The following is a 13223-nucleotide window of genomic DNA, read 5'->3' as shown; positions in this document are numbered from 1 at the left end:
GCTCTAAATTTATTATTATTTTTGCTTCTTCATCTAATAAAAAATAAAAATAGAAGCGATATGAAAAAAATATTTTTTTCACTACTTATTATCATCGGAGCATTCAGTGCAAATGCCAATCCGGAAAGCAATTATGATTTTAAATTCAAAGTGCTCCATATAAAAGACAGCACCTGTTTTATGGGAAGTTATTTTGGTGATAAAGAATTTGTGCAGGATACTGCGAAGATTGATGCGCAAGGCAATTTCGAATTTAAAGGAAACAAAACGCTTCCAGGCGGCGTGTATTTTATCCTATTTAAAAATAAAAAATATTTTGAGTTTATTGTGGATAAAGACCAGCACATTTCGATGGAAACTGATACGACCGATTTTATCAATGACATGAAAGTGAAAAATTCGAAGGACAATGTTCTTTTTTACAAATACCTCCATTTCATTGCCGACAAAGCAAAAATGGTCGATCCTTTGCGAAAAGAATTGTCTTCTGCAAAAAATAAAGATTCTATAAAAGTGATAGATGCCCAATTATCAGCGGCAGACAAAGAAGTAAACAAATACAAAACTGATTATATTGCAGAACATCCAGAAACTTTTTTGGCAAAGATTTTTATAACATCGCAAGAACCAAAAGTGCCGGAAGCACCCAAATTAGCAGATGGAAAAAAGGATTCTCTTTTTGCCTTTCGATATTATAAAAGCCATTATTTTGACAATGTAGATTTTTCGGATGCGCGTTTAATTCGCACGCCCATTATGGCGAGTAAATTAAAAGAATACCTTACTAAACTTACCTTACAAACTCCTGATTCTCTTAACGCTGCTGCTGATTACCTCAGCGAAAAAGCAAGGGCAAATAAAGAAATGTTTAAATACATTGTGAATGAAATTACGAGCACTTACGAAACATCCAATATCATGGGCATGGATGCCGTTTTTGTGCACATGGTGAAAAAATATTATGCCACCAAACAAGCCTTTTGGATAGATTCTACACAATTGTACCGTATTACCGAGCGCGCCAAAACATTGGATCCGATTCTTATCGGAAAACAAGCGCCCTCCTTGATTTTACCCGATACTTCCGGGCATATTATTCCTCTGGATTCCGTAAAAGCAGCATTTACGATTGTTTATTTTTGGGATTACGACTGCAGTTATTGTAAAAAAGTAACACCTAAATTATTGGAATGGTACGAGAAAGCAAAATTTAAAAACATAAAAGTATATGCCGTTCAAACCAACGATGGCATTGCTACGTGGCGAAAATACATTGACGAAAACAAATTGGATTGGATCAATGTTTCGGATCGTTATCACCAAAGTGGTTTACATCAAGTGTATGATGTATATAGTACGCCCGTTATTTATTTATTGGATGAAAACAAAACCATTGTAGCCAAAAGATTGGATGTAGAGCAGCTCAACGAATTGCTAAAAAAGAAATATAAAATAACGGTTGAGTAAAAATATTTTTTTGAAATGATTGCTGCTGCCGAGAAAAATAAAATTTTGAAAGACCTTCAAAAAATTCCAAGTATCGGCAAAGCATGCTCGCTGGATTTATGGAATATTGGGATTCGAAATATTGCCGATCTTTCTAATAAAAATCCGATTACGCTATACAATCAACTCAATACGTTTAGTGGCGTAACGCACGACATTTGTATGTTGTATACATTTCGTTGTGCTGTATATTTTGCGACGGAAAAAAATCACGATACTGAAAAATTAAATTGGTGGTATTGGAAAAATAAATTTTACAATGAGTGATTTATCTTTTGAAAAATTATTTTTTAAATTACTTCTTTAAAATCAAAGGTATTTTAACAGCATCATCCCAAAAATTGTCTCTATAACTATATCCGTAATGACTTGGGAATACCCAATAATCAAGAATGTTTGGGTCATAAATACCATAGAGAATGTCCTGTATTTTATTACCACGCATCAAAATGTAACGGTAAAATTTATTTTCAAAAACAATAACAAATACATCTTTTAATGAATAATAATATGGAATGGTTGGACTATACGAAAAACGACTATAAGAAGCGATATGAGGATATTTTATTTTTATCGTTATAATTTATGATTCGATAAAAATACAACATTCTAAATGGCTTCAAAAAAATTATTTTTTTGCGCGCGTATAATCCACTCTTTTCACCAACCATTTAGCAGGGAAATAAGCTAAATACGAAAATATCGGTGCGCCCAAAACATCAATGCTGTAATGCAAATGCTGCGCTAAAACGCCAACAGCAATAAATAAAACGCATACTAATAAATACATTTTAAGTTTTTTGTTTTCGACAACAATATAAAACAGAAATGCGCTGGCAGTGTGTCCTGAAAAAAACAAATCGCGTACATCAATACGATCGGAATAAACAAAATGTATTAAAAAGGGATCATTCAGCGGAAGCACACCCGACGGCGGATTTAAAGGTAAAATCGTTAAGGAAAACATTCGCCAAATCAATAAAAAAGTATAGGCAAATGCTAATTTCAACGTTAAAATCGGCGATGTATTAATCACATAAATAGCCGTAAAAACGGCAGCCGAATACATTGCAATAAAAAGCGGAACGGATAAATTAACAGGCGTAAAAAATCGTAAAACAGGATCATTAAAATCAAATCCGTTGCGGCCTTCATTGAATAATAAAAAAATAGCATAATAATGCGAAACAATCAACGTAAAAACCAAGGAAGCCAACAGGGTATATCTATAGGGCTTGTATTTCCAAGCTTCTATCCACTTCTCCTTCATCGTACGCTTATTTTTTTTCTGAAATAATTATTTTTTCAATCACATCGCCTTGCTTAATTTTATCAATCACATCAAGTCCTTCAACCACTTTTCCGAAACAAGTATGGTTGCGATCTAAATGTTGCGTTGCTTGTCGACTGATGCAAATAAAAAATTGTGAACCTCCTGTATCCCTTCCAGCATGAGCCATTGAGAGCACTCCTTTATCGTGATATTGGTTTTCTCCATTCAATTCGCATTTAATTTTATAACCTGGTCCGCCAGTGCCTGTGCCATTTGGGCAGCCTGCTTGCAACACAAAATTCGGAATCACACGATGAAAAGTTAATCCGTCGTAAAATTTCTTTTCCGCCAAATCAATAAAATTTTTCACTGTTAATGGTGCATCTTTTTCATAGAATTCAATTTTCATGGATCCTTTTCCTGTAATAATTTCTGCTGTTTTCATGTCTAAATTTTTTCGCAAATATACATATTTGAAATACCTAAGTTTTCAAATTATTAAAAGATTGTTAAAAGAATTATTTTGATTTGTAAAATATTTTTTTCACCTTCGCGTCAATAGTTATTAAAAATCATAAAATTTACGTTTCATTATTTGATAGCGCTTCATCAACGCTCGATTACTTTTTGCCATGAGAAAAATATTTTTTTTAAGTCTGTTTGTTTTTTTGTTGATTGATTTTACTGCGTTTTCAAGCGTTAGAAGTTTGAAAACAGATACTCTTTCTGCTACAAAATACATTCCTACTAAATCGTATAATGATTCGATACAACTATTTCCAGCCTATTCTCTTTATAAAAATTGGGATACACTTTGTTTGGAGCCTTATCATTTTGATGTGCAAAATATGCCTGATACGGAAGAAGTGGTTTTGCAAACTGACACCAGTTGCTGCCAATTTGTGCAACCTTATATTGGCGCGATTACATCTGATTTTGGTTTTCGCAAATACCGTTATCATTACGGAATTGACATAAAATTAAACAAAGGAGATAGCGTACAAGCTGCATTTGACGGAGAAGTGCGTATTGCGCAACACAATAAAAGTTATGGAAATGTGATTATTATTCGTCATAACAATGGTTTGGAAACCATTTACGCCCATCTTTCAAAAATATTAGTGCATGCAGATGAAAAAATAATTGCTGGACAAAAAATTGGATTAGGCGGCAGCACAGGTCATTCCACTGGAAATCATTTGCATTTTGAAGTGCGTTACAAAGGTCATCCAATAGATCCGAAAACAATTATTTCTTTCGATAATCATTCTTTATTGATGAACGATTTGTACATCACAAAAAATAATTTTTCATACATGTCTAAAAGAATGTATGCAAATAAACGCACTCGAAAAAATAATTTTTCGTACGTCGTAAAAAAAGGAAATCATCATTATTATATTGTGAGAGAAGGCGACACGATTTACGCTATTTCAAGAAAAAACCACATTCCGGTAAAAGATTTGTATCGTTTAAACGGTATGAACCACGAAACGCATTTGCAAATAGGCAAAAGAGTAATGTTGTAAAAATAATTTTCTACATTAAATACACTGCTTCTTTTCCTTTTTTATCCAGCTCTACATCAATGTGTTCCTGTAAAGTAGTGGAAAGCGAAACTCCAATATAATCTGCTTTTACAGGATAACGCGTGTGGTTTCTATCCACCAAAACGGCAGTACGTAATTGTTTCAGCGGAAAGTTTAAGAAATAATTGGCTCCGTAAATAAGTGTTTGTCCTGAATTTAATACATCGTCCACCAAAATAACCACTTTGTTTTTTAGGTCATTTTCTTTCGGCTCCAAACTTATTTTTTCTTTTAGCGGATTTTCTTTATTGACGGTTAATTTCAATAATTGAATTTTTAAGGGGGAAATTTTTTCGAGCACTTTCGTGATTTTCTGCGCCAGTAAATAGCCGTTTGGCGCGATTCCCGCAATGAAAATATTTTTTTCTTCGTAATTGTTTTCGTAAATCTGATATGCCATCCGATTGATTTTTTGCTCCATCTGAAGATGATTTACAACCAATATTTTTTCGTTTTTGCTCATTGAAAAATTATTTTTTTATGGATTAATTCTACCGCCCGAAAAAAATCTTTTTTTGTAATATGTTTCGTTTAAATCGCTGATAATAACACCCGCATGTAAGGAAGCATGCGCAAATTTATCGTTTCCTAAATAAACACCCACATGTGAAATGCGATTATTTTTTATCTTAAAAAAAATCAAATCACCTTCCTGCAACTCCTCTTTTTTAATTGGTGTTGAAATCGTAAAAAGTCTGGGAGCATTGCCGCCAATCGTGTCGCAATACACTTCGCGATAAATCATGCAGGCAAAATCCGAGCAATCAATTCCTTTTTTTGTTCTGCCCGCATATTTGTAACGCGTGCCCAACCAATCGTACACTTTATAATACAATTCGGGATTGGCAGCCGAATCAATTTCCAAATTTTCGGCATGATAAAATTGTGCGACAACAGAATCATCTACGGCAACTGCTTTGTAATCCGCATGTGCCGAAACAAAGGTGTTACACATTAAGATAAACAGTCCTAAAAAAATAATTTTCACGACGCGAATATACGATTTTTTAAACCGTCCGAAGTTCTAACAATACGACATTTTCCACGTGATGCGTTTGCGGGAACATATCAACAGGTTGCACTTTTGCTACTTTGTATTTCTCGTCCAACAACGCAATGTCTCTGGCTTGCGTAGCGGGATTACAACTTACATACACAATTTTTTTCGCGCCTATTTGCAGTATTTTTTTTGTTACGTCTTCGTGCATTCCAACTCGCGGAGGATCGGTAATAATAACATCGGGAATACCATGTTCACTGATAAAATCATCGTTCAAAACATCTTTCATATCACCAGCAAAAAATAAGGTATTCGAAATATTATTTTCACGCGAATTATCTTTTGCGTCTACAATCGCAGCATCCACATATTCAATTCCAATTACTTTTTTTGCTTTTTTAGCGATAAAATTTGCGATGGTTCCTGTTCCTGTATATAAATCGTACACTACTTCATCGCCCGTTAATTGGGCGAAATCGCGCGCTGTTTTGTATAAAAAATAAGCTTGTTCGGAATTAGTTTGGTAAAAAGATTTCGGACCAATTTTAAATTTCAAATCCTCCATTTTTTCGGTGATGTGATCTTTTCCTTTGAAAACTTTTATTTCCAAATCTGATATCGTATCATTTCTTTTCGCGTTGATAACATATTGCAGCGAAGTTATTTCCGGAAATTTTTCAGAAATATGATTTAATAATTGATGTACTTCTTCTGTTTCCTCGAAAACGGAAAGTATCAACATTAACTCGTTTGTAGATGTGGTACGAATAATAATATTTCGCAACAAGCCTTGCTGCTGGCGCAAATCAAAAAATGATAATTTATTTTCGAGTGCGTATTTTTTTATTTCTAAACGAATAGAATTGGAAGGTTCGGCTTGCAAAAAACATTTATTTATATCAAGTACTTTATCAAACATTTTCGGAATGTGAAAACCAAGTGCAGAACGGTCCATCTCCTCATTCCCACTAATTTCTTCGTAGGTGAGCCATTTTTTATTGGAAAAAGTGTACTCTAATTTATTGCGGTAAAAAAATATTTTTTCGGAAGGTAAAATCTTTTGTATCTCAGGAAACTCCACTTTCGCTAAGCGTGTGAAACAATCGTGTACGTGTTTTTGCTTGTAAAAAAGTTGCCATTCGTATTTCATGTTTTGCCATTTGCAACCGCCACACGTACCAAAATGTTCGCATTCAGGAATGGCGCGCTTTTCAGAAGGCTGTCGAATCAATACGGCAGTGCCTTCTCTGTAATTACTTTTTTTGCGTGTAATTTGCACATCCACCACATCGCCGGGAACGGCATTTTTAACAAACAAAACATAGTCGTTTAATTTCGCAATGCTTTGTCCTTCGCTTCCTGCATCCGTTATTGTTACCGATTCTAACAATGGTAATATTTTCTTTTTGGGTCTCATAGCTTGGCAAAACTAAGAATTTACAGCAAATATTTTGTACTTTTGTAAGAGTAGCGATTTAAAAAAATACAATTATGGAAACGACAATGAAAAATACAATCAGCGAAGCGCAAGCAATGCAACTCGAAGAAAAACACGGAGCACATAATTATCACCCGCTTCCCGTGGTTTTAACCAAAGGAAAAGGTGTTTTTGTGTGGGATGTAAACGGAAAAAAATATTTTGATTTTCTTTCCTCCTACTCTGCCGTTAATCAGGGACATTGTCATCCAAAAATTGTGAATGCTTTGATTGAACAATCCGAACAATTGACCCTTACTTCGCGCGCTTTTTACAATGATACATTGGGAGAATACGAGAAATACATTACTTCTTATTTTGGATACGATAAAGTATTACCGATGAATACTGGCGCGGAAGGCGTTGAAACAGCTTTGAAATTGTGCCGTAAATGGGGTTATGAGAAAAAAGGAATTCCTTCTAACGAAGCAAAAATAATTGTGTGCGAAGGAAATTTTCACGGACGTACGATTACTATTATTTCGGCAAGTACAGATCCGGATGCAAAAAATAATTTCGGACCGTATACCCCTGGAATTATTACCATTCCTTACAACGATGTAAACGCATTGGAAAATATTTTGAAAGATAAAACGGTAGCCGGATTTTTAGTAGAACCGATTCAAGGCGAAGCTGGCGTTAATGTTCCGGATGAAGGTTATTTATCAAAATGTTTTGATTTGTGTAAAAAACACCATGTTCTTTTTATAGCAGATGAAATTCAAACAGGTATTGCACGCACCGGAAAAATGCTTGCTTGCGATTATGAAAATGTGCATCCGGATATTTTAATTCTCGGCAAAGCTTTGTCGGGAGGCGTTTACCCGATTTCGGCAGTGTTGGCAAATGATGAAATTATGTTGTGCATAAAACCGGGCGAACACGGTTCTACTTTTGGTGGAAATCCTGTTGCCGCAAAGGTTGCCATCGCTGCATTGGAAGTTATCAGAGAAGAAAAGTTAGCTGAAAACGCCGCGTATCTTGGAGAAATTTTACGCACCGAATTGAAAAAAATTAAATCCGATGTTCTCACCTTGGTACGTGGAAAAGGTTTGTTAAATGCCATTATCATTAAACCCAAAAATGGAAAAACAGCTTGGGATGTTTGCCTTGCTTTAAAAGAGAATGGATTGCTTGCAAAACCTACACACGGCGATATTATTCGTTTTGCGCCGCCTTTAGTAATTACCGAAGAACAAATGGAAGAATGTATTTCCATCATTAAAAAAACTTTGGAACATTTTTAAAGCTTCGAAAAATTATTTTTTTGAAAGGGTTTTTTATACTCTCTAAAAAAGGTGTTCGAAAAATTAATTTTTCAAACATCTTTTTTTCTTACAAATTAGTAAGTATAAAATCAATCATTTTGGTGTATAAATGAATGCGCGTATTGCCGCCATAAATGCTGTGATTTTTGAACGAAAATAAATTATTTTTTTTCGATGCGCCCTTTTTTTTTATTAAATCCGTAAGGACAATGTTTGCAGCCATTCTGACAACAATAGCCGCGTTTGAGATGGTATTTTTCTGTAAAAATAATATAGCCTTCTGGGCTGTAATAAAAATCTTCCGGATCTAATTTTGGGCGTTGTGAAAATCCTTCCATTAAAAATATTTTTTTGGAAGCAAATAGTTTTGAACGTAATCTTTCACGCCATCTTCCAGCGAAAAAAAGTTTTTCGAATAACCGATGGACTTTAATTTCGCCATATTGGCTTCCGTAAAATATTGGTATTTATCGCGAATGTCAATTGGAGTTTCAATAAAATCAATTGTTTCGGTTTTATTCATTGCCGAAAAAGTATTTTTTGCTAAGTCTAAAAAACTACGCGCTTTGCCAGAACCTAAATTATAAATGCCCGAATTTTTGCGATGATTCAGCAAAAAGAAACAAACATCCACCACATCTTTTACATATACAAAATCGCGCAATTGCTCGCCATCTCTGTAATTCGGATTGTGCGAACGAAATAATTTCATACTTCCTTTTTCTGAAATTTGTTGATAAGCGTGAAAAATCACAGAAGCCATGCGGGATTTGTGATATTCGTTTGGTCCGTAAACATTAAAAAATTTTAAACCCACCCAAAAATAAGGTGCGCGTTCTTGTTTCAATGCCCATTTATCAAAATCATTTTTTGAATCTCCGTAAGGATTTAATGGTTTTAATTTTTCGATGGTTGCATGATTATCATCGTACCCAAATTCGCCCAAACCATAAGTGGCAGCCGAAGAAGCATAAACTAATGGCAATCCAAATTCCACACAATTATTCCAAACTTGTTTGGTGTAATTTAAGTTAAGTTTGTCGAAAATTTCGGTGTTAAATTCGGTAGTGTCAGTACGTGCACCAATGTGAAAAATAAATTCTACCAATCGGTGATTACTTTGCAACCACTGGTCGAAATCATCACGATGCACTTTTTGAGAAAATTTTTTATCTGCAAAATTTTTATTTTTTTCCGCATTCGAAAAATCATCTACCAACACAATATCGTAAAACCCTTCCTGGTTTAGTTTGCTTACTAAACAACTTCCTATAAATCCTGCTGCGCCTGTTATTACAATCATTTGCTTGTTTTAATCTACAAATATTTTTTCTTCTATTTTATTGATAATACCTGAATTTTCTGCCTTCTCAAATAAAGTACGAATGGCTTTTTTCCCTTCAATACCCAAATCAATAGAATATTTATTGACGTACAATTGAATGTGTTTTTGCATCACTTCTTCACTCATCGTTTGCGCATTTGCTTTTACAAAAGTAAGCGATGAAGCGGGATTTGCAAACGCAAATTCTACACTTTTTCTCAAGACACGATTTACTTTTTGCTGAATGGCTTCTGAAAAATTTCTTTTTATTACAATTCCGCCAAGCGGAATAGCCGACTGATAGGTGCTTTCCCAATATTCTCCCAAATCAATTATTTTTTTCAAGCCTTTTTGTTCGTAGGTAAATCTGTTTTCGTGAATGATTAATCCGGCATCTACTTTTCCGTTTAAAACAGCATCTTCAATTTCCGAAAATACCATTTCTATTTTATTTTTTGCTTCTGGAAATGCCAGCGACAAAAGGAAATTTGCAGTTGTGTATTTTCCAGGAATCGCAATTTTAGCATTTGTTAAATCGGATGAATTTAAATCAGATTTTGATATTAAAAGCGGTCCGCAGCCATTTCCCAAAGCACTTCCTGCATTCAATAAAATATATTTTTTAGTGAGAAAGGCATACGCGTGATAACTTAATTTCGTGATGTCAATTTCGCCTTTAAAAGCCATTTGGTTCAGCGTTTCAACATCTTCCATCGATACATTAAACAACAAACCTTCGGTATCAATTTTATTGTGAATGAGCGCATCAAAAATGAAACAATCATTAGGGCAAGGCGAAAAACCAAGTGTTAAATTCATCGTTTAAAACGCATTTAAAATTTTCAACATTTTTTCATTCACATTTTTTATCGCAAGCGGAATGTTCCAATTTTCTTTGTTTCTGCGCTCCACATAATTACTTACAGCACGAATTTGTGCGCAAGGAATTTTTTCCTGTTCGCAAGCAAATAAAAACGCGCCACCTTCCATACTTTCAATCATCGGATGAAAACGTTGGAACACTTTTTCGATACTCGTTTCTTCTCCGTGCGTCGTGTTTACAGTAATTCCGCACACTTTCGGAATCAGTTCTAAAATATTATTTTTGATAATTGACTCGTTCATGATTTCGCTATTTCCATCTAAATTCAAGTCTTTTAGCGATAAAAAATGTTCGCCATCTTCAGCTCCTAATTCCGAAAAGTGTTCTTGAACGCAATTGATAACAGAACCGATTTCTAAACTCTTCGAAAAACTTCCACAAATGCCGACATTAAAAGCAATATCGTAATTATTACAAAGAGTTTTTGCAGTAAAATAAGCCGTTGCAACCATTCCAATTCCGGTAACGAGAAAATTTATTTCGTGATTTTTATAGCGACTAAAAATTATTTTTTCGGTGGAATGACGCACGCTTTCCATTTTGTCCAACAAAGACTGAACTTCCATTTGCGTTGCAGAAACTATTAAAATTTTCATTCGTCAAAAATAAATTTTCCCAAAGGTACAAATCATTTTTTCGAAGAAGCTTTCTTTGGTATAAAACCCAATCACACGAATAATGAAGGTAAATCTTACTCTGAAATGAGAATTTCCTACCTTTGTAAAAAAATAATTTTTGAGCGATGCAAATAGAACTGAACAAGGTAGAAGAGGCGATTGAAGCGATTCGTCAAGGCAAAGTAATTATTGTGGTGGATGATAAAGACCGCGAAAACGAAGGTGATTTTATTACGGCTGCCAGAAATGTAACGCCCGAAGTAATTAATTTTATGGCAACACATGGTCGCGGATTAATTTGCGCGCCTATTGCGGAGGACAGAGCGGAGCAATTAGGTTTAGAAATGATGGTGCAAAAAAATTCCTCTTTGCACGAAACACCTTTTACGGTTTCCATCGATTTACTTGGAAATGGCTGTACTACTGGAATTTCGGCAAGCGATCGTTCTAAAACCATTCAAGCATTAATTAACCCGAAAACAAAACCAGAAGATTTTGGAAAGCCTGGACATATTTTTCCGCTGAAAGCGAAAAATGGCGGTGTGCTTCGCAGATCTGGTCATACGGAAGCTACAACAGATATTTCAAAATTAGCAGGTTTCGAACCAGTGGGTGCTTTGGTGGAAATTATGAACGAAGACGGCACGATGGCGCGTTTACCTGAGTTATTGCAAATCGCGAAAAAATTTGATTTGAAAATTATTTCCATCGAAGATTTAATTGCGTATCGTTTAAAAACAGAAAGTATAATCGAGAAAGCTGTTACTGTAAAATTACCCACACAATGGGGCGATTTTAATTTAACGGCTTATCGCCAAACAACCAATGATCAAGAGCATTTGGCACTGGTAAAAGGCACTTGGAAAAAAGACGAAGCTGTGTTGGTACGTGTACATTCTTCCTGTTTAACAGGAGATATTTTTGGTTCTTGCCGTTGTGATTGTGGTCCGCAATTGCACAAAGCGATGGAAATGATTGAGAAAGAAGGCAAAGGCGTGGTGGTTTATATGAATCAGGAAGGGCGCGGAATTGGTTTGTTGAACAAACTAAAAGCCTATAAATTACAGGAATCTGGAATGGATACCGTGGAAGCAAATTTAGAACTTGGTTTTAAAATGGACGAACGCGATTACGGTGTGGGCGCACAAATTTTGCGTGATTTAAACATCAGTAAATTGCGTTTAATGACAAATAATCCTACTAAACGCGCGGGTTTAATTGGTTACGGATTGGAAATTATAGAAAACGTTCCGATGGAAATTAAATCGAATATCCACAATAAATTGTACCTCCAAACGAAGCGTGATAAAATGGGACATACCTTAAAAATGGAAGAATAAAATTGCGTTCAGAAAAATAATTTTTCAGTTGTAATCTTTACGAACATTGTTTGGAGATTACGTCCAATTGCGTAAGTCCGGGTGTTTGGTAACTTTTATATGATATAAAACACGACAATGGAAAAATGCTTTGTAATTCAACCCTTCGACAACGACAAATTTGACAAACGATTTATCGACATATTTAAACCTGCAATTGTAAAATCGGGGTTTGAGCCTTATCGAATTGACCAAGATTTAAGTGTAAGAATCCCAATTGACGATATTGAAAAAGAAATATCTGAAAGCGCAATCTGTTTTGCTGAAATCACGACAGACAATCCAAACGTCTGGTATGAATTAGGTTTTGCTTTTGCATGTGACAAAGATGTAGTAATGGTTTCTTCTGAAGAAAGGCTTGGCAAATTTCCTTTTGATATTCAACACAGACATATTATTAGTTATAAGACAAGTTCAACAAGTGATTTTATTTCTTTAGAAGATACTATTACAAGAAAAATAAAGGCTCTTCAACAAAAATCAAAAACTGTAAAACAACTTCACACAACACCAGTTGTTGAAACAGAAGGGCTAAAGGGACACGAAATAGCTATTCTGATTTTAATTATGGAAAATCAAGTTTCTTCTGAAGATAGTTTTTCAGTTTATGGTTTAAAGAGCGAAATGAATAAATCTGGTTACACAGACATTGCAACAAGTGTTGGTATAAGGACACTTTCAAAAAACAGAATGGTTACTACGACAAAAGAGTTTGACAAGTGGAATAATAGCGAAGAGTATATAGTTTGTAGATTGACAGAAAAAGGAGAGGCTTGGATTTTATCCAATCAAGACCAACTTCAATTTCGACAAGCAGTTTCGACAAAAAAAGTAGAGGATGATTTGCCGTTCTAACAAGATTGGTTCTAAATTAAAGGTTAGTTTTTCGAAATAATAAAGAAAAGAC

Annotated in this window: 15 protein-coding genes; 6 read left to right on the top strand and 9 right to left on the bottom strand. The window is 34.7% G+C overall.

What is annotated here, in order from left to right:
• Positions 1-60 precede the first annotated feature (60 nt).
• Positions 61-1467 (top strand): redoxin domain-containing protein, encoded by a 1407-nt coding sequence (locus ABIZ51_11130; GenBank protein MEO7089335.1) that lies wholly within the window; start codon positions 61-63, stop codon positions 1465-1467.
• 15 nt (positions 1468-1482) lie between these two features.
• Positions 1483-1773 carry a helix-hairpin-helix domain-containing protein gene (locus ABIZ51_11125; protein MEO7089334.1) on the top strand — a complete coding sequence of 97 codons (291 nt, stop codon included), beginning with the start codon at positions 1483-1485 and terminating at the stop codon, positions 1771-1773.
• Positions 1774-2134: 361 nt separating this feature from the next.
• On the opposite strand, the gene ABIZ51_11120 is transcribed toward ABIZ51_11125, so the two are convergent.
• Positions 2135-2776, bottom strand: a complete 642-nt coding sequence (locus ABIZ51_11120) for a phosphatase PAP2-related protein (protein ID MEO7089333.1) — start codon at positions 2774-2776, stop codon at positions 2135-2137.
• 7 nt (positions 2777-2783) lie between these two features.
• Entirely contained in the window at positions 2784-3224 is a 441-nt protein-coding gene (locus tag ABIZ51_11115) for a peptidylprolyl isomerase (protein ID MEO7089332.1), read from the bottom strand.
• 187 nt (positions 3225-3411) lie between these two features.
• Between ABIZ51_11115 and ABIZ51_11110 the strand changes: the two genes are divergently transcribed.
• Positions 3412-4308 carry a M23 family metallopeptidase gene (locus ABIZ51_11110; protein ID MEO7089331.1) on the top strand — a complete coding sequence of 299 codons (897 nt, stop codon included), beginning with the start codon at positions 3412-3414 and terminating at the stop codon, positions 4306-4308.
• 10 nt (positions 4309-4318) lie between these two features.
• Here ABIZ51_11110 and ABIZ51_11105 read toward each other — a convergent pair whose 3' ends face one another.
• The 3 genes from ABIZ51_11105 to rlmD are packed head-to-tail and all read right to left on the bottom strand — an operon-like array spanning position 4319 to position 6785.
• Positions 4319-4831, bottom strand: coding sequence for a phosphoribosyltransferase family protein (locus tag ABIZ51_11105; GenBank protein ID MEO7089330.1), 513 nt, complete (start codon positions 4829-4831; stop codon positions 4319-4321).
• A gap of 15 nt (positions 4832-4846) precedes the next feature.
• Positions 4847-5323: an NlpC/P60 family protein gene (locus ABIZ51_11100; protein ID MEO7089329.1), complete on the bottom strand. Its 477-nt coding sequence runs from the start codon at positions 5321-5323 to the stop codon at positions 4847-4849.
• A gap of 52 nt (positions 5324-5375) precedes the next feature.
• A complete protein-coding gene (gene rlmD, locus ABIZ51_11095; protein MEO7089328.1) occupies positions 5376-6785 on the bottom strand; it encodes a 23S rRNA (uracil(1939)-C(5))-methyltransferase RlmD in 1410 nt (469 codons plus the stop codon).
• A 74-nt stretch (positions 6786-6859) separates the two neighbouring features.
• Here rlmD and rocD point away from each other — a divergent pair, with 74 nt between their 5' ends.
• On the top strand, positions 6860-8092 hold the full coding sequence (rocD, locus tag ABIZ51_11090; GenBank protein MEO7089327.1) for an ornithine--oxo-acid transaminase: 1233 nt from the start codon (positions 6860-6862) through the stop codon (positions 8090-8092).
• A gap of 182 nt (positions 8093-8274) precedes the next feature.
• Here rocD and ABIZ51_11085 read toward each other — a convergent pair whose 3' ends face one another.
• Genes ABIZ51_11085 through mqnB form a run of 4 tightly spaced genes read right to left on the bottom strand, consistent with a single transcriptional unit; the run spans position 8275 to position 10916 of the window.
• Complete coding sequence (locus ABIZ51_11085) at positions 8275-8451, bottom strand: DUF5522 domain-containing protein (GenBank protein MEO7089326.1); 177 nt, start codon at positions 8449-8451, stop codon at positions 8275-8277.
• Positions 8451-9416, bottom strand: coding sequence for an ADP-glyceromanno-heptose 6-epimerase (rfaD, locus tag ABIZ51_11080; protein ID MEO7089325.1), 966 nt, complete (start codon positions 9414-9416; stop codon positions 8451-8453). Before rfaD ends, ABIZ51_11085 begins: the two co-directional genes overlap by 1 nt.
• A 9-nt stretch (positions 9417-9425) precedes the next feature.
• Positions 9426-10256 (bottom strand): 1,4-dihydroxy-6-naphthoate synthase, encoded by an 831-nt coding sequence (locus ABIZ51_11075; GenBank protein ID MEO7089324.1) that lies wholly within the window; start codon positions 10254-10256, stop codon positions 9426-9428.
• A 3-nt stretch (positions 10257-10259) separates the two neighbouring features.
• A complete protein-coding gene (mqnB, locus tag ABIZ51_11070) occupies positions 10260-10916 on the bottom strand; it encodes a futalosine hydrolase (GenBank protein ID MEO7089323.1) in 657 nt (218 codons plus the stop codon).
• 146 nt (positions 10917-11062) lie between these two features.
• Here mqnB and ABIZ51_11065 point away from each other — a divergent pair, with 146 nt between their 5' ends.
• A complete protein-coding gene (locus ABIZ51_11065; protein MEO7089322.1) occupies positions 11063-12277 on the top strand; it encodes a bifunctional 3,4-dihydroxy-2-butanone-4-phosphate synthase/GTP cyclohydrolase II in 1215 nt (404 codons plus the stop codon).
• 117 nt (positions 12278-12394) lie between these two features.
• Entirely contained in the window at positions 12395-13171 is a 777-nt protein-coding gene (locus ABIZ51_11060) for a hypothetical protein (protein MEO7089321.1), read from the top strand.
• Positions 13172-13223 lie beyond the last annotated feature (52 nt).

Source organism: Bacteroidia bacterium (genome assembly GCA_039924845.1).
In the GTDB taxonomy this organism is placed as follows: domain Bacteria; phylum Bacteroidota; class Bacteroidia; order DATLTG01; family DATLTG01; genus DATLTG01.
This window is presented reverse-complemented; position numbering and strand designations above follow the sequence as displayed.